Origin of the sequence: Pseudomonas sp. NFACC24-1, assembly GCF_900115235.1 — a bacterium.
GTDB lineage: Bacteria > Pseudomonadota > Gammaproteobacteria > Pseudomonadales > Pseudomonadaceae > Aquipseudomonas > Aquipseudomonas fluorescens_AA.
This window is the reverse complement of sequence record NZ_FOVS01000003.1, coordinates 191,485-213,850: the sequence shown is the minus strand read 5'-3', so window position 1 is coordinate 213,850 and position 22,366 is coordinate 191,485. Positions and strand designations below refer to the sequence as shown.

General features: G+C 55.7%; 19 protein-coding genes. 15 read left to right on the top strand and 4 right to left on the bottom strand.

What is annotated here, in order from left to right:
• Positions 1-234 precede the first annotated feature (234 nt).
• The 8 genes from BM317_RS05175 (at position 235) to BM317_RS05135 (ending at position 9,971) form a co-directional block, all read left to right on the top strand.
• The gene (locus BM317_RS05175; RefSeq protein WP_256574043.1) at positions 235-1,908 is read left to right on the top strand and encodes a DUF6531 domain-containing protein; all 1,674 of its coding nucleotides are present in this window, start codon (positions 235-237) and stop codon (positions 1,906-1,908) included.
• Positions 1,909-1,925: 17 nt separating this feature from the next.
• Positions 1,926-4,634 (top strand): RHS repeat-associated core domain-containing protein, encoded by a 2,709-nt coding sequence (locus BM317_RS05170; RefSeq protein WP_256574042.1) that lies wholly within the window; start codon positions 1,926-1,928, stop codon positions 4,632-4,634.
• 345 nt (positions 4,635-4,979) lie between these two features.
• Positions 4,980-5,510 (top strand): hypothetical protein, encoded by a 531-nt coding sequence (locus tag BM317_RS29880; RefSeq protein ID WP_139197803.1) that lies wholly within the window; start codon positions 4,980-4,982, stop codon positions 5,508-5,510.
• A 436-nt stretch (positions 5,511-5,946) separates the two neighbouring features.
• The gene (locus BM317_RS05155) at positions 5,947-6,108 is read left to right on the top strand and encodes a DUF2986 domain-containing protein (RefSeq protein ID WP_092165259.1); all 162 of its coding nucleotides are present in this window, start codon (positions 5,947-5,949) and stop codon (positions 6,106-6,108) included.
• A gap of 233 nt (positions 6,109-6,341) precedes the next feature.
• Positions 6,342-7,076, top strand: coding sequence for an arsenical resistance protein ArsH (arsH, locus tag BM317_RS05150; RefSeq protein WP_092473347.1), 735 nt, complete (start codon positions 6,342-6,344; stop codon positions 7,074-7,076).
• A gap of 136 nt (positions 7,077-7,212) precedes the next feature.
• Positions 7,213-7,506 (top strand): hypothetical protein, encoded by a 294-nt coding sequence (locus BM317_RS05145; protein ID WP_092473345.1) that lies wholly within the window; start codon positions 7,213-7,215, stop codon positions 7,504-7,506.
• Between the two features lie 37 nt (positions 7,507-7,543).
• Complete coding sequence (locus BM317_RS05140) at positions 7,544-8,110, top strand: DUF6630 family protein (protein ID WP_092473343.1); 567 nt, start codon at positions 7,544-7,546, stop codon at positions 8,108-8,110.
• A 94-nt stretch (positions 8,111-8,204) separates the two neighbouring features.
• The gene (locus tag BM317_RS05135; RefSeq protein ID WP_092473340.1) at positions 8,205-9,971 is read left to right on the top strand and encodes a S8/S53 family peptidase; all 1,767 of its coding nucleotides are present in this window, start codon (positions 8,205-8,207) and stop codon (positions 9,969-9,971) included.
• A gap of 43 nt (positions 9,972-10,014) precedes the next feature.
• Here the strand turns inward: BM317_RS05135 and BM317_RS05130 are convergent, their stop codons facing one another.
• The gene (locus BM317_RS05130; RefSeq protein WP_092473338.1) at positions 10,015-11,457 is read right to left on the bottom strand and encodes an aminotransferase-like domain-containing protein; all 1,443 of its coding nucleotides are present in this window, start codon (positions 11,455-11,457) and stop codon (positions 10,015-10,017) included.
• A gap of 133 nt (positions 11,458-11,590) precedes the next feature.
• On the opposite strand from BM317_RS05130, the gene BM317_RS05125 reads away from it, so the two are divergent.
• The 5 genes from BM317_RS05125 (at position 11,591) to BM317_RS05105 (ending at position 16,774) form a co-directional block, all read left to right on the top strand.
• Entirely contained in the window at positions 11,591-12,877 is a 1,287-nt protein-coding gene (locus BM317_RS05125) for a hydroxymethylglutaryl-CoA reductase, degradative (protein ID WP_092473336.1), read from the top strand.
• Complete coding sequence (locus BM317_RS05120) at positions 12,877-13,797, top strand: hydroxymethylglutaryl-CoA lyase (protein ID WP_092165236.1); 921 nt, start codon at positions 12,877-12,879, stop codon at positions 13,795-13,797. The genes BM317_RS05125 and BM317_RS05120 overlap by 1 nt, the downstream gene beginning before the upstream one ends.
• 61 nt (positions 13,798-13,858) lie before the next feature.
• Positions 13,859-14,335: a hypothetical protein gene (locus BM317_RS05115; protein WP_256574041.1), complete on the top strand. Its 477-nt coding sequence runs from the start codon at positions 13,859-13,861 to the stop codon at positions 14,333-14,335.
• Positions 14,332-15,720: a tripartite tricarboxylate transporter permease gene (locus BM317_RS05110; RefSeq protein WP_218190543.1), complete on the top strand. Its 1,389-nt coding sequence runs from the start codon at positions 14,332-14,334 to the stop codon at positions 15,718-15,720. Before BM317_RS05115 ends, BM317_RS05110 begins: the two co-directional genes overlap by 4 nt.
• 34 nt (positions 15,721-15,754) lie before the next feature.
• Positions 15,755-16,774 (top strand): SMP-30/gluconolactonase/LRE family protein, encoded by a 1,020-nt coding sequence (locus BM317_RS05105; protein WP_092165234.1) that lies wholly within the window; start codon positions 15,755-15,757, stop codon positions 16,772-16,774.
• A 136-nt stretch (positions 16,775-16,910) separates the two neighbouring features.
• Here BM317_RS05105 and tssI read toward each other — a convergent pair whose 3' ends face one another.
• Together tssI and BM317_RS05095 are read right to left on the bottom strand one after the other, a co-directional pair.
• The gene (tssI, locus tag BM317_RS05100; RefSeq protein ID WP_092473334.1) at positions 16,911-18,239 is read right to left on the bottom strand and encodes a type VI secretion system tip protein TssI/VgrG; all 1,329 of its coding nucleotides are present in this window, start codon (positions 18,237-18,239) and stop codon (positions 16,911-16,913) included.
• A gap of 139 nt (positions 18,240-18,378) precedes the next feature.
• Positions 18,379-19,482, bottom strand: a complete 1,104-nt coding sequence (locus BM317_RS05095; RefSeq protein WP_092473332.1) for a polyamine ABC transporter substrate-binding protein — start codon at positions 19,480-19,482, stop codon at positions 18,379-18,381.
• Positions 19,483-19,619: 137 nt separating this feature from the next.
• Between BM317_RS05095 and BM317_RS05090 the strand changes: the two genes are divergently transcribed.
• Complete coding sequence (locus BM317_RS05090; protein ID WP_092165230.1) at positions 19,620-20,435, top strand: response regulator transcription factor; 816 nt, start codon at positions 19,620-19,622, stop codon at positions 20,433-20,435.
• Between the two features lie 5 nt (positions 20,436-20,440).
• On the opposite strand, the gene argC is transcribed toward BM317_RS05090, so the two are convergent.
• Positions 20,441-21,364: an N-acetyl-gamma-glutamyl-phosphate reductase gene (argC, locus tag BM317_RS05085; protein ID WP_092473330.1), complete on the bottom strand. Its 924-nt coding sequence runs from the start codon at positions 21,362-21,364 to the stop codon at positions 20,441-20,443.
• A gap of 113 nt (positions 21,365-21,477) precedes the next feature.
• Between argC and BM317_RS05080 the strand changes: the two genes are divergently transcribed.
• Positions 21,478-22,362, top strand: a complete 885-nt coding sequence (locus BM317_RS05080) for a LysR family transcriptional regulator (protein ID WP_060741897.1) — start codon at positions 21,478-21,480, stop codon at positions 22,360-22,362.
• Positions 22,363-22,366 lie beyond the last annotated feature (4 nt).

The window sequence follows — 22,366 nt, the reverse complement described above, 5'->3', positions numbered from 1 at the left end:
TGGCGGCAGCCGTCCGGAGTCTTGGCTGCGGCGTCCGGCCCACGTCACGGTAGCGTGGCACATCCGATCGCCATTCTCGCTCTCCGGCCAGGTGTCTTTGGCGCACCTGGTCCGGGGCATCCTCACAGCTTGCCACTCCCGGGGGTTGGCGATTGCACATGGACGACGAAACGTGTTCTGAAAGCGACTAGGCGTGAAAAGTTGTCCTGCGTCCGCAGGAAGTCAAATACACAAGTGAGTGTAGGCGACCCACAGCGATCGGTGGCTATTGGTCGTTTTCCTGACTGGCAACGTGGTGAGTGCTTTGTTGGATCACAACATAAAGTTACAAACACACTATATATGTATCGTTTTCACAGCGTCGCACCAAGAGATCATCAAGGGAGTTTAAAACCTAAAAAACCGCAAGGACGCCCAATGTCACCCAAAACACTCGCCTCATACTCTCTGTCACTCTCACTGCTTGCCACTAGTTTTAACACAACAGCAGAGGAATATTATTGGCACATTCAACCGGAAGCTTGGGATTGGCAGGGACCACAGAAAAATCATCTATCCCCAGAACTAGCCTGTCGATTTCTGCACGAAAACACTGAGTACGAAATGTATGAATACGGCTCTGCCACTCCCACCTCAAGGGAAAACCAATGGACCTGTAACCTTTTCTATGGTGACGGGCCCGATGACAATCTAGCCATATCGATATACAGGCATGGCAACTCATGCGAAGGCGGGAAAACTTTTAATAACTTTACCGAACAATGCGAAGCCCAAGGGGTGGACAACAGCTGCCCTTCAAGCCTAACGGGAAATCCGATAAATTTCGCAACAGGCTATAAAATACAACTCGAAAATGACTACTCTGTTTCGAACTCACCTTCAGCTTTAAATCCACTCGAGTTTTCAAAGTCCTACAGAAGCGCCGATGGAGTATGGCGACATGGTTATTCATCCAGACTAAATTTCGAAGAGAACCTGATCACGCTTATTCATCATAATGGAAACCTCTCCTATTTCGAAAAAGAAGGTGCGTCGTATAAGGGTAAACCACCAGAAACGGGCAAGCTCACCCGCCTGTCAAACCGCTGGAGCTATCATGCCTCCAACAATCACGTACTTGAGTTTGACAGCGACGGAAGGCTCATAGCGCTCATCAAATCGGGTATCGCACTAAACATCACATACTTAAATACCATTGCAACTGTCACTGACGGCTTTGGCAACACCTTAACGTTTACCGAGGACGCAAAGAAGCAACCTCTTACCGTCACAGCGAACAACGTAAACATTAGCTACACCTACAATGATTACAAACAGCTTACTTCGATGATCAAAAACCATCCAAACCATACAGAAAACAAACAATACCTTTATCAAGACCCCAACGACCGCAGACTGCTGACCGGCATTATCGATGAACGCGGGGTACGTTACGCCACATGGACCTATGATGAACAAGGACGCGCCATTTCAAGTGAGCACGCTGCTGGAGCTGAAAAAGTCCTGGTCAACTACAACAGTGATGGATCGTCCACGGTCACTAACGCGTTGGGCAAGCAGACGCACTATCAATTTGAATTGATTCAAGGCATCAAACGCATCAAATCCATTACAGGTTTTCCATCGGCCAACTGTCCCGATAGCAACTCAACTTTCACCTACGACACCCGCGGTCTGCTGACAACAAAAACAGATAACAAAGGCAATATAACCACCTATCTCCACAACGACCGTGGCCTGGAAACCTCTCGCACGGAAGCGAGCGGCACTTCTCAAGCGAGAATGATCACCACCGAATGGCACCCGACGCTGTATTCCCCAGTGCGTATCAACGAACCGAATCGCTCCATTCAATACACCTATGACACTCAAGGGCGCCAGCTCAGTAAAACAATCATTTCACGTTAATTCAGAAGGATCTGAATATGAATACATTGATCTGCAAGGTTGCTCTGTTCGCTCTCGCTTTGGGCGGAACCATTACCACCCTTCCTCTTTGCCAAGCTGCCGAACGTGGCTGGTCGTTTACCTACAATACCCAGGGGCTGTTGGAGTCGTCAGATGGGCCCCGAACAGATGTAAGTGACATTACCCGCTATGAATACGATGCCAAAGGACATCTGGCACGCATTATCAACGCGCTCGGGCACACCACTACATTTTCCAACTTTGACGTCACCGGCAACCCTAAGACAATTGTCGATTCCAATGGCGTTATTACAAACCTGACCTATTCACCACAAGGCTGGGTGAGGTCGTTGAGTACCGCTACCGGCACTGTTCGCTTTGAACACAACGCCGTGGGCGACATCACCAAGATCATTCGCGCAGACAATAGCTGGTCGGCTTACACCTGGGACGACGCAAGGCGGCTCATTCGAGTGAGCAATAACGCAGGGGAACAGATCGAATTTGATCTCGACCCGATGGGGAGCCGGACTGCGGTAAGGATCAAGGACAAGACCGGTCATCTGACCAGACAACATCAATGGGTGTATGACGAACTGGGTCGCTTGCTGCGTTCAGTGGGTGCTGCCGGCCAGACAAGCCGGACCCAGTACGACCTTAACGATAATCCGATCGCGCTGACCAACCCCCGCAATCACAGCCATCAACGGGCCTTTGACCCATTGAACCGATGGGTGACGAATACTGACCCGCTCAATGGCATCACTCAACTTGAGTACGACGTTCAAGATAACCTCACGCAAGTCCGCGACCCACGTGGTGCGACCACTCAATATCAATACGACGGCCTGGGAAACCTGACGCGGGTGAACAGCCCTGAGAGCGGCGCCACTGACTACCAATACGATGCCGCAGGCAACGTGACGCAACAGGTGGACGCGCGTGGTGTGGTCACGACTTTTACCTACGATGCGCTCAATCGCCTGACCGTCCGCCGCTATCCGACGAACCCGGCACTGGACGTTCAGTTCCACTACGATTCGATTGCCGCCGGTAACAAAGGCATTGGCCGACTGACAGCCGTGGAGGACGTCAACGGGGAGCTGAATTACACCTACGACGCCCAAGGCAACGTTACAGCCCAGCGGCAAACAGCGCCCGCAAACACAGCCACTCAGCCAGAACAAATCGGCTATGGATACGACGTAGCCAATCGATTGAGCAGGATCGACTATCCAACAGGTTTCAGCATCGTTTACTCGCGCAACACCACAGGACAAATCAGCCAAGTACAAATTCGGCGCGGCACGGGGCAGCCGACCGCGTTCGCCAGCAACATCACGTATCAACCTTTTGGTCCGCTTAAAAACCTGACCTGGGCCAACGGGACTACGCTTCAACGTACCTTCGATCTGGACTACCGGCTGACCGCTCAAACCGTTGCAGGCCAGAGTAACGCCTATACCTACGACGGCCAGGGAAACATGACTCAAATGCAACGCGACTCAGTCGACAACCATGGCTACAGCTATGACCCGCTGGATCGCCTGGTGGGAGAATCTACTGCTTTCAACCGGATGACTTACGTTTATGATCCCGCGGGTAACCGCACCCGAAAAGCGCTCAGCACGTTGATTGACGGCGAGTTGCGTGTCACCGCTGGCACGTCTTATCAGTATGGGGCGAGCAACAATCGGTTGACGCTGGCAGGCACCCACTCGGTAGGCTTCGACGCGACAGGCAACCTGACCGCAGACCGCGCCGATCGTCAGTTTTCCTACGACGAGCAGAATCGCCTGAACAAAGTGAAAATCAAGGGTACTGTCAAGGCTCGGTTCCGCTACAACGCTTTCGGCCAACGAACCAAAAAAATCACCTCTCAAGGCACTACAACATTTATCTACGGGTTGAGAGGCGAACTTCTTGGCGAGCACGTATTCGATAACCAAGGCAAGAAGCTGAGAAGTCAGTTTTATATCTGGCTCGAAGGGGTGCCCTTGGGCGGGATCAGTGTGAGCTACGGTGCAACGGGCGCGCCAGCAAACAGCGCCGCGTTCTACCTCCATAGCGACCACCTCAACACACCGCGGATCGCAACGAACGCAACGCGAACAAAGATATGGGAGTGGGTTTCCGATGCATTTGGTACAAAGGAAGCCAGCGGACAACTGGAAATCAACCTGCGCTTTCCCGGTCAGTACTACGATGTCGAGACTGGACTCCACTATAACTATTTCCGTGATTACGACCCGAAAACTGGACGCTACATGCAGAGCGATCCGATTGGGTTGACAGGCGGTTTGAATACTTTCGAATATGCAATGGCCAATCCGTTGAATGTTATCGATCCAAAAGGACTTATGGGTTATCCCAACGGCCCTACGCTTATGCCAGGAAAACAGGTCGCTCGCTACGGCTTTACCGCTTGTCTTGGGATGTACTGCGCGTCCTATATTCAAGGAGAACCTACAGCCACAGGATCCCTTGGAGTCGGTGGATTGGGTGCTGCGATACTAGTATGTGAAATGCCCCCTCCGCCAGAAACAAATTGTGGTCCCGATTGGAAAGATCATCTTCCCGACGGTGGAGTCGTATCCGGGGCGCCGGGCCGAACCGGTCTATTCTTAGGAGGACAACTGAACCCCGACGGAACACTTTGCGCCTATGGCGGACTTATGGGCGGCATTCCGGGGCCTAACTACAGCACTGGCCCCATAGAGTACTAAACAATGATCGCATACATTTTTTCAATACTGGGTCTGACTTATATAAGCCTGATGATAACGGCGTATCCACATGCCAAAAAGGGCCAAGGCATTGTAGTGGCCGGACCATGGTGGTGCCTCTATAAGAGCAGCTACAAAGAAAGCGTCGGAAATCTCTGCACTTTTGGCAGAATCATCCTAGGACTCGACCTAATCCTTCTTACTTATATTTACTTATAGCAATACAAAATAACAACCAAGTGGAAACATGCGCAGCCAAGGGCAACAACTCTCCTGAAAACCGCCCCAAAAGCTATATGACATTTCTTAACAATGGAATTTTAAGGACAGAGGCAAGCTCTGAAGATGCGTACTATTAATACCATTCTTAAACTGTCGAAAACAACAGCAGCACTGATTGCTTTGGTGACTGTGGTTTTTGCTGTCATCGGACTCAAATACCAAGAACCCGTGAACATTGAACGGGCTTGCGAGAACTCTCGACCTCCGCTAGTAAACAACTTCAACAGCTGCAGCTTTGTTGATCAGACTTTGAACTCCCTTGAAACGGAAGGTTATAAACCTATAACTCTAGAAAACTCAGAAAAAAACAGTGGTCTTCTGCGAAAAAAATTCTCTTTAAAAACATTTGAAGTACCCAACTACAAAATAGATAACAGCACCGCCCCTGCGCAATTCAGCTTTATAAACGGACGATTATTTGCCATATCCTACTTTCCGAAAGCATCAGACACCGTATTCGAAAGGCATCCAGCAAGTAAATCCGAGACGCTGACTGTAAAACACCTGACCAACCACCAGGGATTGAAATACATATCATGGTCAAACAATCACCTTGAAATCTATATCACTTGGTGGATATCGAGATTCTCATGAGGGCTAGCATGTGAGTTACTAAACGTTACAGCTTGCCCCAAACCGTAACGTTTTTTTTAAGAGGTATTTAAGCGCCCGACTTCAATGCAACAGCAGTAGTTACCAGTCCCATAGATCTCCCCAAAAAAGGCCTCCCATCTCGCCACAAGAGCAAAAAATCATCGCTATGCTTCTTTGTACGTCAACCTATTGCCAGCCCCAAGGACTTCCCGCTGGAAAATTACAAAAGATTTGAAAATGCGACGGTGATTTTCCGAGGCATTGGCAATTCGACGCTCATTGAAATGCACACCGAGGAAACGGCGATCCGGTTGGAGATCCCCAATGACTCGATCATTGTCGAGCGCCGCGTGAAGCCCGTTGCCAAAATCAGGAAAAATCCTGAGAAAACGGAAAGCTGATACCATCCAACCATTGACACGCTGAGCAGATCGACATGAATCGCCGTAAGAAAATAAACCAGTTATTGAAGGCTAACGCCAAAAAAGCCAGTGCCAAGCTGGCACCCAAAAGCAAGAATCAATACATCAGCAAAGCCGACCGACTGAAACTGGCGGCTGAAGCCAGTGATGCGCCTATCACACCTGCACAAAGCTAATCCACGTCCCCCCCTTGAAGCGCTGCGCCAAAAACGCCGCACCTGGCTGCTGATCTCAAGCTTGCGCTTCAGTCCTGCCGGGCTGACTCCAGCCCGCATCCCCTCCCCTTGAAGTCATCTGCCTTCGGCGAAATTTCGGACCGTCAGTCAAATTGCGTCTTGCGCTAAATATATGGAAATACGAATATTCTTTTTTCCATATATCAGGTTTTCGACCGGACGGGAGATGTGCAATGACTGAGTTTTCCAGCGAACCCCCAAATGACTTTCCAAATCTGGACCTGTCACTTTTCGATGTACCTACGCCGGAAAAGCTCGCGCCGAGCGCAGAACCACAGCACAAGCCGCGCATACTTCTACTGTACGGATCAACCCGCGAGCGCTCCTTCAGCCAGTTGCTGACCCGCGAAGCGGCGCGCCTGCTGGAGCTCATGGGCGCCGAAACCGCAATCTTCGATCCGTCCGGGCTGCCATTGCCGGACGATGCGCCCGTCGATCACCCCAAGGTGCAGGAACTGCGCGACCTGGTGATGTGGTCGGAAGGCCAGGTTTGGTGCTCGCCAGAACGCCATGGTTCGATGTCGGCGGTGTTCAAGGCCCAGATCGACTGGATCCCGCTCGCCCTGGGCGCGGTTCGTCCCTCACAGGGCAAGACGTTGGCGGTGATGCAAGTGTGCGGCGGCTCGCAATCCTTCAACACGGTGAACCAACTTCGCGTGTTGGGTCGTTGGATGCGCATGGTCACGATCCCCAATCAATCCTCCGTCCCCAAAGCCTTCCTTGAGTTCGACGAAGCCGGACGCATGAAGCCATCGTCCTATTACGACCGGGTTGTCGATGTCATGGAGGAGCTGATGAAGTTCACCTTGCTGGTGCGTGGCAGAGAAGCCTATTTGGTAGACCGCTACTCCGAGCGCAAGGAAAGCGCCGAAGCGCTCTCCAAACGCGTTAACCAGAGGTCCATCTAGGCGCAGCGGCAGAATCAGGATGTGCTGCGTTTGGCTTTTCGAGGCAAAATACGCCCTTGAACCGCAAGGAACGCATGAGTGAGCGCAATTACATCCAAACCCTCCAGCCCAACCCCGAGCTAGGGATCGAAACACCATGGATGAACGTCAAGCAGCCATCAAGCACAAGATCCGCGCCATGGTGACGAGTAGCGAATCCGACGAGATCAGTTATCGATCAGAGTGGCTCGGTTACCTGCCCTTCCCGGTTTTTCAATGGGTTGAATATCAGGGCGAGAGCTTTTCCAGCGACTTCCCCTTCGATTGGACCCTTGAGGATTTGACGAGTCTTGAGCGGACAGGATTCTTGGAAACCCTAGAAGCTTATGAGAACCCGGAAGACCACTTTGATCGGGATATCAGGTATCGCGTTCATGTGGGAAACGTGTAACGGCTGGTTGGAAAAATGGACAATCCGAGGAAAGGAAATGGGCATTCTTGATCGCTTGTTCGGCGGCCGCTTTACCCTGCCGCCACCAGAGGAAACGACTGTCAGCGACGCGACGATCATGCGGGAGCTGCATCCCTATCGCTCCGGGCTCAAGGCGTTTGCCCAAGCCCTGTTGGTCCGCATGCCAGAAGGCGAACGCGCCAGGCTAGTCAGGCGTGTGCTGCGCATTTACGGCTCGGGCCAAGAGCCGGCCACGGCCCTGGTGGAAGGCCTGCTGGATGCAGGCAAGGGCCAGAAGCTCGAACACCTGGCTTTGCTAGGCGTCGACTGGAAAGGCTTCGATGGTTTCGAATATCTGGTGCCCTATCTGGTCAGCGCCAGCGGGGTGAAAGAAACTTACCCCTACCGCCATGAGGGCACGTTGTCGATGTCGCAGACGCTGGCCAATTTCGACCAATGGCTGGCGGCGTTCGATAAACGCTACCTGCACCTGGACTCCGGTGGCGACGAATATATCGGGTTCATCGCCGAGGCAGACCAGGTCGAAGCCATGATCGAACTCGCGCGACAGGCAGGTCTTGAAGTGCGCCTCGAGAGTTTCTGAAGAAGATGTATTCGCCGAGCATCGCTCTCCCGCTGAACGAAGCGAACACCGTAACAGTCGGAGCAACAGGACCCTCGACAAAGAAACCTGGCCCATGCTCCTACGACCCACTGCCCTCGCGACCTTGTTCACCCTGGCTGCCGGCATGGCAACCGCTGCGCCGCAACCACTGCGCCTGGAAAGCCTGAAACGCTGTGGCGACCTGCTGCAAAGCCAGCATCAGGACTGGTGCCTGACAGCGCGCGGGTTGGGCGACGCAACGCCACAACTCAAGTTGGGCGCAAAGGCGCTACCCGCGGACACGGTCCAGCGTGAAGGGGAAACCCTGCGCTTGCGCCTGGACAGCGCCGATTACCAGAGTGGCCCGCTCTGGCTGCAAGACGGCCCCCGCACCAGCAATGCCGCCTGGCTGACCTTGCGCAACAGTCATGTGCTGGCCGCCGGGCCGGACGAAGTGGCGAAGAACATGGACGGCCTGACCACCTACGTCGACCTGGTCAGCGTGCTGATCGAGGAAGACCGTGATGGTCGTCAGGAAGCCGAGCGTCTGGCCCAGAAATACGGCGCGAAAGTGGTCGGTAGCATCGCGCCGCTGAACCTCTACCAACTTCGTCTGCCGGCCAAGGATCTGGTGCAGCGTGACGCCTTGGTGCTGCGTCTGGGCAGCGAGACCAGCGTGGATGCCGTGGTTACCGAGGAGTCCTCGGCCGAAGAAAGCGAGCAGGCCCCTGCCCAGCCTGAAGAGCCGAAGAAACCGGCCCTGGACTCTGACGAATGGGCCGCGAATCGCTTTCTCGACGCGGTGAATTATTACCAACGACGCATCCCCGGGCGACAGCCGCCCATCCAGCCGCAACCGGTGCGCATCGGCCTGATCGAGCGCGATGTGGATTTCGACACGACGGATTTCGCGGACTACCTCGGCGCTTGCTCGCCACCGCGCACCTGCGTCTACGCCCGCGATGCGGACAAACCGGACAACCACGGCACAACTGTCGCCGGCATCCTCGCCGCACGCTGGGACGACAGCGGCAACACCGGCTTTCTCCGTGGCCTGGACAAGGCCAGCGGGGGCTTCGAGGTCATCGTCGAACGTAATTCCGATGCCGGGATCACCGCCAACATCGCCGCCTCGGTCAACCTCGTGGAAGATGGCGTGCGGGTGCTCAATTGGAGTTGGGGCATCCATCGCGTCGGCGCCAAAGACATCAAAGGCGATGACGTCGACTCGCTGCTGCGCTCGGGCCTGGCCATGGGCGGCTACGAAGAACTGCTGGAAGAGTTCTTCCTCTGGCTGCGCAAGGAACATCCCGACGTGATCGTGGTGAACTCCGCCGGCAATGGCTCCTCGTTCTCGGGCAGTGATGAATACCGCCTGCCCTCCTCCTTCATCACCGAGCAATTGCTGGTGGTCGGCGGGCATCAGCGCAGCGAACGCACCGGCGTCGCCGTCGACGACCCGGCCTATGCGGTCAAGCGCAGCTCCTCGAACATCGACATGCGCGTCGACATCACCGCGGCCGCTTGCGCCCACGCCTCGACGACCAACGCCGGCCAGGACAGCGCGGTGCATTGCGGCACGTCCTACGCCACGCCCATGGTCGCGGGCCTGCTGGCGGCGATGCTGTCCATCAACCCGCAACTGCAACCCGAACAGTTGCGCATGCTGCTACGCCGCAGCGCCATGACCATCGGCGACAACCACGACTTCGAACAGATGGACGCCGAAGACCTCACCGCTCCCATCCTGCCGTCGGAGCGTCGCTACCAACTCAACGACAAGGATGTCGGCCGCTCGGCGCGGCTGGACATGCAAAAGGCCCTGGACCTGGCCGCGCAAAGCCGTGATCGTGTGCGCTGAACCGCTGGGTCAGGGGGGCAGTCGGTGGATGGATTGCACCGCGCTAGCCGGGGCTTGGCTTCGCGGGTCCGGCAGGCTTTGGAGCACTCATCAACGCCCCCCGGCCATCCACCGCCCATTGTTGCAGCGTGGACTTGAAGACAGGGTCGTTCAGATAAGCCACATTGAGTCTCGTCCATGGATTGATACGTGATTGCTCGGGCGAAAAAATGTGCCCGGGAGCGATCATGAAACCCTTCGGCAACAGCAGCCGGGTCAACTCCCTGGCATCGTCGAAGTTAGGAAACCTGGCCCATAAATACAGGCTCTGCTCAGGACGACAGAACACGTCGGCCCCCATCTCGTCCAGCATTTCCAACGCCGCGGCGGTAGCCGATTTGACCCGCTCTTGAAGCCGAATCAAGTGCCTCAGGAAATGCCCCTCCATTAACACCACGTCGACCGTTCGCTCGCATAGCTCGGAAGAACTGGTGTGCAGCAACATTTTCAGGTCGCCCAACTCATCGATAACCTCCTTGCTGCCAGCGATGAACCCCACTCTCAGGGCTGCGGAAACGGATTTCGAAAAGCTCCCCACGTACAGCGAACGCTTCAGTTGGTCCAATGCCGACACTCTGATGGCTGCGGCGGGCTTGAAATCAGCCAACGCGTCATCGTCCACCAAAATGAAATCATGCTCCTGTGCCAATTGAACCAGTCGATGCGCCTTACCCGGCGAAATGTCAGACCCTGTCGGGTTATGGCCAACGGACTGCAGGAAAAACAGTTTCGGTTTATGCAGGCGCAGGTGTGCTTCTAGCGCATCAAGATCCGGGCCATCGGGCAAACGCGGCACGGACAGCATTCGAGCCCCCTGCAATTGCAGCTTGCCAAACAAAGGGTAATAGCCTGGATCTTCGACAAGTACCGTGTCCCCCGACGCAAGGAAGCGTCGGATGATCAGGTCCAGCCCATGATTTGCACCGTGAGTCGTGACGATTTGCCGAGGATTCGCGCTAATGGCGTAAGACGCCAATTTTTGCACCAGATGCTGGCGCAAGCTGGCATTGCCCAGGCGATTTCCGTACCTGAACAGCGTGGTAACGCCCATCCGCATGATTTGCCGGGTGAACTTGTCCAGGCGCATGTCCATTAACCACTCTACGGGAGGGAATCCTTCCCCAAGAGGCGAATGCCCAGGCTCACGGACGAATTGCTGGCGCATTAGCCAGATGGTATCCATCGCCCTGGCATAGGGCGGCGGTTCCTCGGGTTCATAGTGACCGCTGGTGCCTTGTTTGACGAAAAACCCCTGCCCATGCCTGGCTTCGACCAAGCCTTGAGAGGCCAGCGCTTCATACGCCGTGATGACCGTATTTTTTGAATGTCCCAACAAACGCATGCATTCACGAAGTGACGGCAAACGGTCGCCCACGCGATAAGTGCCGTCATCAATCTGGGCTGCCAACGAAGCGGTGAGCTGCTGAGCCAAGGTCATTCTGCTCATGCTGAGAATCCCTCCAGTGCCAGCAACAAGGGTACAGCTTAGGTACTGTCTGTCCAAACTGTACCTTCTTTACAGGCACAGAGCGGAATAGTGTGGCGGCAACTTAAAACAACAACCGCGACAGGATTTCCAGATGAGCATCGACTCTCGCCTTCCCAATTTTCGCAGCCTGACGCCTGCCGAGCGCCTCAATCACCTTCAAGACCTGCTCAACCTCCCGGCCGCTGACGTGGCCCTGCTTAGCGACGAAGGTGCGCTCCCGCTCGAAATGGCTGATGGCATGATCGAGAACGTGATCGGCAAGTTCGAATTACCCTACGCCGTCGCCAGCAATTTCCAGATCAATGGTCGAGACGTCATTGTCCCACTGGTCGTGGAAGAGCCTTCCGTCGTTGCCGCGGCCTCTTTCATGGCCAAGCTTGCCCGGGACGCGGGTGGATTCCTGACGTCCAGTTCGCAACCGCTGATGCGCGCACAAGTCCAGATCGTAGACATTGAAGACCCTTTCAATGCCCGCCTCAGCCTCCTGCGTCGCAAAGACGACATCATTGAATTGGCAAACCGCAAGGATCAATTGCTCAATAAGCTAGGGGGCGGTTGCCGGGACCTCGAAGTCCACACCTTTGCCCAAAGCCCGAGAGGCCCGATGCTCGTGGCTCACTTGATCGTGGACGTGCGTGACGCGATGGGTGCCAATACCGTGAACACGATGGCAGAAGCCGTCGCCCCGTTGATGGAGGAAATCACCGGCGGGAAGGTACGCCTGCGCATTCTCTCGAACCTCGCCGACTTGCGCCTGGCCCGTGCCCAGGTCCGTATTGCCCCAGCGTTGCTCACCACTGGTGCTTATAAAGGTGAGGACGTGATCGAAGGCATTCTCGACGCCTATAACTTTGCCGTCATCGATCCCTACCGTGCCGCGACCCACAACAAGGGCATCATGAACGGGATTGACCCGCTCATCGTCGCCACAGGTAACGACTGGCGCGCAGTGGAAGCGGGTGCTCACGCCTACGCCTGCCGCGATGGACACTACGGCTCGCTGACAACGTGGGAAAAAGACAGCAAAGGGAATCTGGTGGGCACTCTCGAAATGCCGATGCCTGTCGGACTGGTCGGTGGTGCCACGAAAACCCACCCACTGGCACAACTCTCCTTGCGCATTCTGGGGGTGAAAACCGCTCAGGAACTCGCCGAAATCGCGGTCGCCGTCGGCTTGGCACAAAACCTCGGAGCTTTGAGAGCCCTCTCTACGGAAGGCATCCAGCGTGGCCACATGGCGCTGCATGCACGAAATATTGCACTGTCAGCCGGCGCGAAAGGCGATGAAGTGACTTGGCTGGTCAAAGAGATGGTCGATGCACGGGACGTTCGCTCCGACAAAGCGGCGGAGCTTCTCAAGCAAAAGCGGGCTGAGTGATGAATAGCCATCTCGAACTGTCCGTTCGATTGGTGGAAGTCGGTGCCCGCGACGGCTTGCAAAACGAGAACCGGACGCTCGCCCCCGCCATACGAGTCGAGTTGCTGGAAAAACTCGCCAATGCGGGCCTGCGGACACTCGAAGCCGGTGCATTTGTCTCAGAACGATGGGTGCCGCACATGGCAGGATCAGGTGACGTCTTTAAAGCGTTGCCGGACCTGCCGGATGTCACCTGGACCGCGCTCGTCCCGAACGCTCGCGGACTGGAGGAAGCGCTGGCAGCAGGTTGCCGCGAGGTGGCGGTATTCGCCGCCGCTTCCGAGGCGTTCTCCCAAAAGAACATCAATTGCTCCATAGCCGAGAGCCTCGAGCGCTTTGAGGCAGTCATGGTGCGCGCCCGGGATGCCGGCGTCAGGGTGCGAGGCTATGTCTCGTGCGTGATGGGTTGCCCGTTCACAGGTCACGTTAAACCTGAAACGGTGGCTGCCGTGAGTGCCGCTCTCTACGGGATGGGCTGCTACGAAATCAGCTTGGGCGACACCATTGGAACAGGAACGCCCGCGGCCACCAAAGCGTTGCTGGACGCCTGTACCCGTGTGGTTCCAGTGAACGCCTTGGCAGGTCATTTCCATGACACTTATGGAATGGCGATTGCCAACATCCATACCGCGCTGGGGATGGGTGTTCGTGTGTTCGACAGTTCCGTGGCCGGGCTGGGTGGTTGCCCCTACTCCCCTGGCGCGACCGGAAACGTGGCCACTGAAGATGTGCTTTATCTGCTGGATGGCCTGGGGATCAAACACGGCGTCGACCTGGATGCCGTCGTTGACGCCGGGGAGTTCATTGACGCTCATCTGGGTCGAGAAACGGCGTCCAGAGTTGCACGGGCGCTCTTGGCGAAACGACGACGAGAGGCCTGACTCCGCTACATTCCTTGATGTTCATAACAATAAAAGCTCGCAAGGGCAGTAGGAGAAATCCTTGAAATCCGATCTCTATGAACTATGGGGTGACACGGTAAACGGTCGTCACCTGATTTACGCCATTGCCATAGGCGCATCCGTCAGCCTGGGTGCTTTTTTCTTGGCCAAACACCTGCTCGTGGGGTGGGTAGACAATGTCCAAATGGCCAAGGCCTACGCCATGCTGGTGGGCATCGTCGGCTGCCTGGTGGGGGGAGCCATCAGCGCAAAGCTCTTCAAACCCAACCGCAACGTGGTAGAGCACCAGGCAGATCCCGCGTGGCGAGCAAAGGTTTTATCGGAATTGCAGGACGAGTTCGGAGACCTTGGAAGCCTGTCGGATCTACCCGCAGAAACACTCGCTGAACTGCGTGAGATGGATCTTTATGAGCTGTTTGCAGAGTACGAGACAAACCTCACCCGTCCCGCTAACGCTCAAAAAGACGCAACGGTAGCCCCGGTCGCTCCGATCCGGGCCAACGGTGGCCGGTCATGATGACACCCCTGTTGGAGCAGATTCTCATTGCGTTCGGGATGGGCATATTAGGTGCAGTGATCTTCGCCGGGATTGGCCTCATTTCGGGCAGCGATGAAACCACCACCCTCGCCCCACTCACATTGCTCGTGGTGCTGTTGGGTGTACCTGCGCCCGGTGTCCTGACGTTCTTTCTCGCAGGTGCAGTGGCCAAACACATGACTCACGCCGTGCCCACGGCATTACTCGGCATCCCCGGCGACACTCTGGCAACGCCTCTGATGCGCGAGGCCAACTTCCTGCGCAATCTGGGTGTACCGCACGTCGCCCTGCGCAAGATGATTTCAGGCGCGGTTATCGCGGCGCTGATCGCAGTCCCTACGGCGGTGCTTTTCGCCGTGATGCTTGCGCCTTTTGGCGACACGATCAAACGCGCCGCCCCATGGGTTTTCCTGCTCGCTGCGATCGCCATTGCATGGTTTTCCAAGGGGCGACTTGCGGCGGTGCTCGCGCTTGTCCCCTTCGTGATGGTCATCGTCGGCCTGCAAAGTATCACCGGACAATACGGCGTCAAGCTGAGCGTCAGCTATTTCCTCGGCATCGCCATTGGCCCGCTGATTGCCGCGCTATTTTCAATGCTCGCCCCCGCCGAACGGGAGACGATGAGACGCCAGCAGGTGCGCACCTTCTCGCTGTCTGCGGATGTGCAAAGCTGGGGCGGCTTTTTCCCCAATCCGCTCAAGGTGTTGGACAGCAAACAAAGCCTGTGGACTGCGATCACGGCCATTATCTCCAGTGCAACGTTCGTCTTCAGCCCCGTTGCGATGACCGTGATCATGGGCGAACTCGTCGGGTCACGGGTCAAGCATGTCTACCATCGGCTGACAACGGTGATCACGGCCCGTAACGGCGTCACTGAAGCGACATACATCGCTGAAGCCTTGATCCCATTGATCGCGTTTGGCTTGCCGTTGAGTCCGGTCGCCGCAGGGCCGGCCGCACCGCTGTTCAACGCCCCGCCTCGCTTCAGCGTCGACACCGCCACCGGGCAGGTCAACAACCTCCATACCCTGCTCAGCACGTGGGAGTTTCTGGGTTATGGGATGCTGGCGGTGATCGTGGCGATCCTCATTGCCTATCCCTTCACGATGAATTACGCCCACCGGGCAGCGTCCTTCGTCTCACGCAAAATCAGTCACGAAGCGGTGATCTCGACGTTTGTCGGCCTGATTCTGGTGATCGGCATCTGGGAGGGCGGAGCACTCGGCTTACTGGTCATTGTCACCGTCGGCCTGCTGGGTGGTTTTCTATCGCGCTTCCTTGGCTTCAACATCGGCGTGCAATTCATGGGGTATTACACCGCTGTACTGACGGTGCCCGCCATCGTCGCCCTATTGAACGTATGAGCCACTTCAACATAACAACAAGAAGGTCACCCACATGCGCAAAAAACTCTTGGCTTCCCTGTGCCTGGTCTTCAGCGCTGGCATCCTACAAGCCCACGCGGACGCTATCCCCACCCTGAACTACTCGGCGCAGGGCCAGCAACTCCAGGCCATTGGATCACCAGAAAAAGAGTTGCCGACGGTGACAGCCGATCTGTGGATGAAGGTGTCCGACGGTCCTCTGCAACTGGAAGGTCCATCGTTCGACAGGGCCGGCAATCTGCTGTTTGTCGAGGTGTTCGGGGGGCAGGTTCTAAAGGTCGATCCCGACAAGAAACTCAGTGTCGTTGTGCCGAAAAACGCGCTGGGAAGTGCGGGACTGGCTATTCATAAAGACGGCAGATTGTTTGTGGCAGGGCTGGGTAATTTCAAAAATACCGGCAACCTGACAGCCTACAAACCGGACGGCTCAGGAAAGCAAGTCATCATCCCGGCAAGCAAAAACCATCTGGTGGATGACCTCGTTTTCGACAGCACAGGGGGATTTTATTTCACCGATTTCAAGGGTACATCGACTCAGCCCACCGGCGGCGTCTATTACGTCCCAGCTGGCGGCAAGACAATCGTCTCGATCCTGCCCAATCTCGCGATCGCCAACGGCATTGCGCTCTCTCCCGACGGCAAGACCCTTTGGGTCACTGAGTTCGCGACGGGGCTGCTGCACCGAATCGAACTGAAAGATGCCAAGACAATCGCTCCCTTCGGGGAAGCCGTTGTTTACCGGTTTAGCGGCCCATCACCTGACTCAATGCGTGTCGATCAAGATGGCAATCTGTACGTGGCCCTGTACAGCCAAGGCCGCGTGCTGGTACTCAATCCTAACGGCTTGCCCATCGGCCAGATCTTGATTCCGGGGCGCGAAAAGGGCCACTTTCTTCGCTCGACGAGCATGGCGCTCAAGCCCGACACCAACGAGGTTTATCTCGTGAGCAATGACGGCAGCCTCGGCGAAGGCAGCGCTATTTTCAGAGCCAAAGGCTTTGCCAATGCTGCGAAACTGTACTCCCATCAATAGCGAAATCCCGGCGCATTCCATCATGGTAGCGGTGTCGATTCTTCGATACCGAAAACTTGAATACAGAGCGCCGCACCAATCGAAAGGGTACGTCCGTGGAGCACTGAACAATGGCGAAAGCAGCGGCAAGCCCGCCTTAGCGACAACACAGGCAACCACTGATCAGCGGCTGATCGGGGTCGTTTTCAAGAAATGTAACCATGACTTCCATGCCCGTCCGCAGGGGCCCGACTTCACACCCCCAATCGGAGGGTCCCATCAGCCAACACCGACTCTTGTCATCAAATCTGTCGTCGCGGTCCCAAGGGAACTTGACCTTGATCCTTGCCAAGCACCCATCACTCTGGATCTCTTCGTCTTGCAAGGCGATGACAACAGCCGTCTGGTCGCTTGGCACCCGAGGCTTCTTGTGGGCCAACGACGGACGATAGGACACATTCCATGGAAGAACGATAAAGCGGTTGCGGTAACCCTGATGGAAGTCACCTTCGGGCGCAGTGTTGCCACTGGCGACATCCTCATTCAACACCTGTGGTTGCCGACCTTCGTGGATGACCTGGGTCAGTAGCCATAGGGCGTTCCACTCCTGGCGTGGATGACCTGAGATTTCCAGCACATGGCCGCTGGCTAACCGAGTCTGGTCACTCTGCCCTTCGGCTTGACGATAAGCCGCATGGCGACGCTCCATAGTGCGAAGACGTCTCTGCTCGCCGTGCTCATGACCGGTGAAACGCTCCAGCCTGTCATCGTCTTCAATGTCCAGGTGTTGCTCGACATCATCGTTGCGGTGCGAGTCACGACGGGGGAGATGCCCCAGCCGCAGGTTGATGCGCTTGATCAGCGGCTCGTTGGTCACCGTATCGGGCGCTTGCCCATAAGCAGTGGGCTGTCCGATCCCGGGGAAAATCGCCTGGTCATCGCCAAACACCAGCACGTGGCCTTGAACGCTGTGCTGGAAGTGAAAGTGGATACCCTCCTCTTCGCACAAGCGCTGGATAAAATGCAAATCCGTTTCGCCGTACTGGGTACAGTAATCACGCTCTGGGTAGGTCGCCCCCAGGCGAAACCGATAGGCATCCCCCAGAATGCCGTGCTCTTCCAGGATCAAGGCGACGATTCTCGGCACCGAGAACTGTTGATAGATCCTCTGGTTGATGCGGTGCCGCAAGTAGGACAGGTGCGGTACGAGGGCCAGGCTGTAATGTGTCAAACCCTGGTCATGACCGCTTTGTGCGATGTGGTAGACCCGTCCATGAATGCCGTTGCCCGTCGCGTCCAACGTCAGAAAAGCCTCTTTGTCGAAAAGGCTTGCAAGATCCAGGTCAGACCGTTCGCTAACACACTCCACGTTGAAGAGGTAAGGCCTGCTGATTCCCTCTTCTCCAGTGAATGCGAGCACTTGAACATCGTGTTCGAAACCGTTGATGGTCAAACTGAACTGCGTTTGATTGGCTGAGCTGAACATCCGCTGTTCTCTTTTTACATAAGGCGGCGCAATGGACCGGAAGACACCGGCCTGATGAGTTGACAAATACCAACCAGCCCAGCGCCCCTGTATATCGGCGTTTACGTCTTACTTTCCAGGTATCCAAATCAAAGCCGGATCACACACCACTCTTCACTTTGGTCCAGATCCGCGTGCGGATGCGCTCCAGCTTCAATGGCAGGGGTTCAAGTGGAATAAGTGTAGCGATTGTCTTTTTGTCTGGATAAATCCAGGGATTGTCTCGCAGCTTCTGCTCGACAAACTCGGCGGCATCCTTATTTGCGTTAGGGTACAGCGTATGGTTTGAGGTCTTGGCGATAATTTCTGGTCGCAACATATAATTGATGAACGCCATGCCTTCCTTGGGATGGGGCGCATCTTTTAGCAGAACCAGATTCTCCGACCAGGACAACGCGCCTTCGCGAGGAAGACTGTAGGTAATCTTGCGTCCCGTGTTGGCCTTCTCGTTGATGGCCTGTGCCGCCAGGGCACCATTGGCCCATCCCACCACGGCACAAATATTGCCGTCAGCCAGGTCGACGTCGATTCTGGACGAGTCGAAATAAAGAACGTAGGGCCGAATTTTCAACAGCAGGGCTTGAGCTTTCTGGTAATCATCCGGGTTCTTGCTGTTGCTGGGGAGTCCAAGGTAATTCAAGGCAATCGAAATGATCTCGCTTGGCGAGTCAAGCATTGCCACGCCACACGACTGTAGCTTACTGATGTTTTCTTCTTTGAAGATCAGATCCCAGCTATTTACCGGAGCATTATCACCCAATGCCACTCTGACTTTGTCAACGTCATAGCCAATGCCAGTAGTGCCCCACAAATAGGGTACCGCATAGCGGTTACCAGGATCATTGACCGCGAGTTGGGCCAGGATGTCAGGATCGATATGTGAAAAGTTACTCAGTTGATGACGATCCAAAGGCTGGAGAACGCCCGCCTGGATCAGGCTTGGCAACACATTGGAAGTCGCAACGACCACGTCATATCCGGTGCGCCCGGCCATGACCTTGCTCTGCATGATTTCGGCGCTGTCGAACGCATCCATATGCACGCTCGTGCCAGTTTCCTGCTCAAACTCCTTTGGCGTCTCCGGCGCAAGCAACCCGAACCAGTTATACAGATAGATCCCGGGCTCTACAGCCGCCACTGAAGTGCTTATCCCTGCACAGAGAAGCGAGGCCGAAAAAATGGTTCGCAAATGTGACTTTCTCATGCAACATCCTTGTCAAGACGATATGCCCTCATGGCCATCGTAACCCTGGCAGCGAATATACCGGGTGTTCCCGAATAGTAAATACCTACGAATACTTACCTTTGACCTGCGAATCCCTAACCCTAAAGGGGTAGAAAATGTCGTTTGACCTCCATAGCCTGGCTTGGCATCGATCGATTGGGAAACTGATCATGCAGCTGAATCGTCCAGATTTCTGGAGTTCACTGGTTCGCACATTAAATGAATATGTGCAGATCGATAATTGGGTTGTATTGATTTTCAGCAATCAACACGTGCAGGTCGTCAGCCTTCCTGAGGTAGCCGATGCGGAAGAAGTCGACGCATTCACTCATCGCTATGTGAAAGGTCTTTACTTGCTGGATCCGTTTTATATAGCTAATCGGGAAAACCCACAAAGTGGCTTCTTCCATCTACTGGATATTGCACCGGAATACTTTCTTGAAACCGAGTATTACCATCAATATTTTGCCCAATACATCTCCATGGATGAGGCACAGTACAATGTCCAACTCGACCCCGACCGAACGTTATGCATGTCCATCGGCAGCAAAGTCCGTTTTAGCCAAGAGCAAATAACCATCCTTGATATTATCAAACCCTGGGTGACTGCCTTGATGCATCAGCGCATGGGCTTTGAAACTGATGTAGAAAAAACGCTGACTGAGCCGCCGCTGTGGCCAGAAACGGTCAATCAACTTGGCACACAAATTACCGCACGCGAAAGTGACGTACTCCGTTTATTACTCAGCGGTTTCTCCAATAAAGAAATAGCCGGAAAACTGTCCCTTTCGGCAGAGACCGTAAAGGTTCACCGCCGCAACATTTATGCAAAATTAAACATCAAGTCACAATCTGAACTCTTTGCGCGATTTTTCATGCCCAAACAGAATATTTCCGCTCCCCCATTGAAGGCGGGCCAGCACGCTGATTGACGCGGTCATGCGCCTGCAAGCATCAGGTCCAGATTCTGTACCGCCGCGCCAGCGGCGCCCTTCCCAAGGTTATCAAACACCGCAGCCAGCAAAACCTGCCCGGTCTCATCGTTCTCGAACACCGACAAGCGCAAATCATCTGTCCCGTTAAGCGCTTGGGGATCAAGGGCCGTCAACTCTTTAGCCTTCTGCATCGACATCACGTGTACATGGCGCGCATCGGCGTAGTGCCGGGTCAGACACGCATGCAACTGCACCGCGCTCACGCCAGGCGCCAACAAGCGGGTTTGCACAGGTATGGTCAGCACGATCCCTTGCCGAAAAGCACCATAGGCCGGCACAAACATCGGCCGTTGCGTCAGACCGCTTTGCTGCTGAATCTCCGGAATATGCTTGTGTGCCAGCCCCAGCCCATAGACCTGAAACACCGGCGATACGCCCTCCCCCTCATATTCTTGTACGCCGGCCCGCCCTTTTCCGGAATAGCCCGACACGGCGTAAATATTCATCGGGTAGTCCGTGGGCAGTAGCCCAGCCTCCAGCAGTGGGCGTAGCAGCCCTATCGCTCCCGTGGGATAGCAACCAGGATTGCTGACCCGCCGCGCCGTGGCGATTCGTCCGGCCTGCTGCGAGTTCATCTGCGCGAAACCGTAGACCCAGTCTGGATGGGTACGGTGCGCCGAACTTGCATCGACCACCCGTACAGCGGAGTTTTTGATGCTCGCTACCGCGTCGCGCGCAGCCGCGTCGGGCAGGCAAAGAATTGCGATGTCGCAGTCGTTGATGGCTTCAGCGCGGCGTTGCGGATCCTTGCGATAGTCGGCGCTGAGGGTGAGCAGCCGCAGATCGCTCCGGTCGCGCAGGCGTTGATGGATTTGCAACCCGGTGGTGCCTTGGTCGCCATCGATGAATACAAGGGAACTTGCCATGGCATGCTCTCGAACATTGAAAATCAGGAGTTCCAATCTTCAGCGAGGCGCTAAGATAGGAAAAGTTGAATTTATTAACGCTGAAATTCAGTTTTTCTGAACAAGGGTTCACTATGCGGGAAATCAGCCTGGACCGGCTGCGTACGTTGGTGGCGATTGCCGACCTGGGATCGTTTGCCGAAGCCGCGCGTGTGCTGCACCTTGCGCCCCCCACTGTCAGCCTGCATATCGCCGACCTGGAGTCGCGGGTGGGGGGCAAGCTCTTGTCGCGCACACGTGGGCGCGTTCAGCCTTCAGCGATAGGAAATACCCTGGTGGAGCGCGCGCGGCGCCTGTTGGCGGATGCGGAGCAGGCGCTCGAGGACGTGGAGCGTCAGGTACAGGGCTTGGCCGGACGTGTGCGGCTTGGCGCCTCCACCGGAGCCATCGCACAATTGCTGCCGAACGCTTTGGACACGTTGAGCCAACGCCACCCCGCGATCGATGTGCAGGTCGCGGTGCTCACCTCCCAGGAAACCTTGAAGAAGCTTGCCGAGGGCTCCTTGGAGATCGGTCTGGTCGCGCTGCCGCAGTCGCCGGTGAAGGGCCTGCGGATCGAGCCGTGGCGACGGGACCCGGTCATGGCCTTCTTGCCGGCTCGCTGGGAATGCCCGGATACCGTGACACCCGGTTGGCTGTCCGCCCAGCCGTTGATTTTGAATGACACCACCACTCGCCTTTCGCGCTTGACGTCGGAGTGGTTCGCCAGTGACGGCCGACAGCCTGTGCCGCGCATCCAACTGAACTACAACGATGCGATCAAAAGCCTGGTGGCAGCGGGATATGGTGCAACGTTGTTGCCCCATGAGGCCTCCACGCCATTGCCCGATACCCGGATCGTCATGCGGCCATTAAAGCCCTTGTTGTGGCGTCAACTGGGTATCGCCCACCGCAGTCTGGACATCGAGCGGCCTACGCAACATGTACTGGATGTGTTGTGGGAGTTGAGTGCGCAGTGATGCC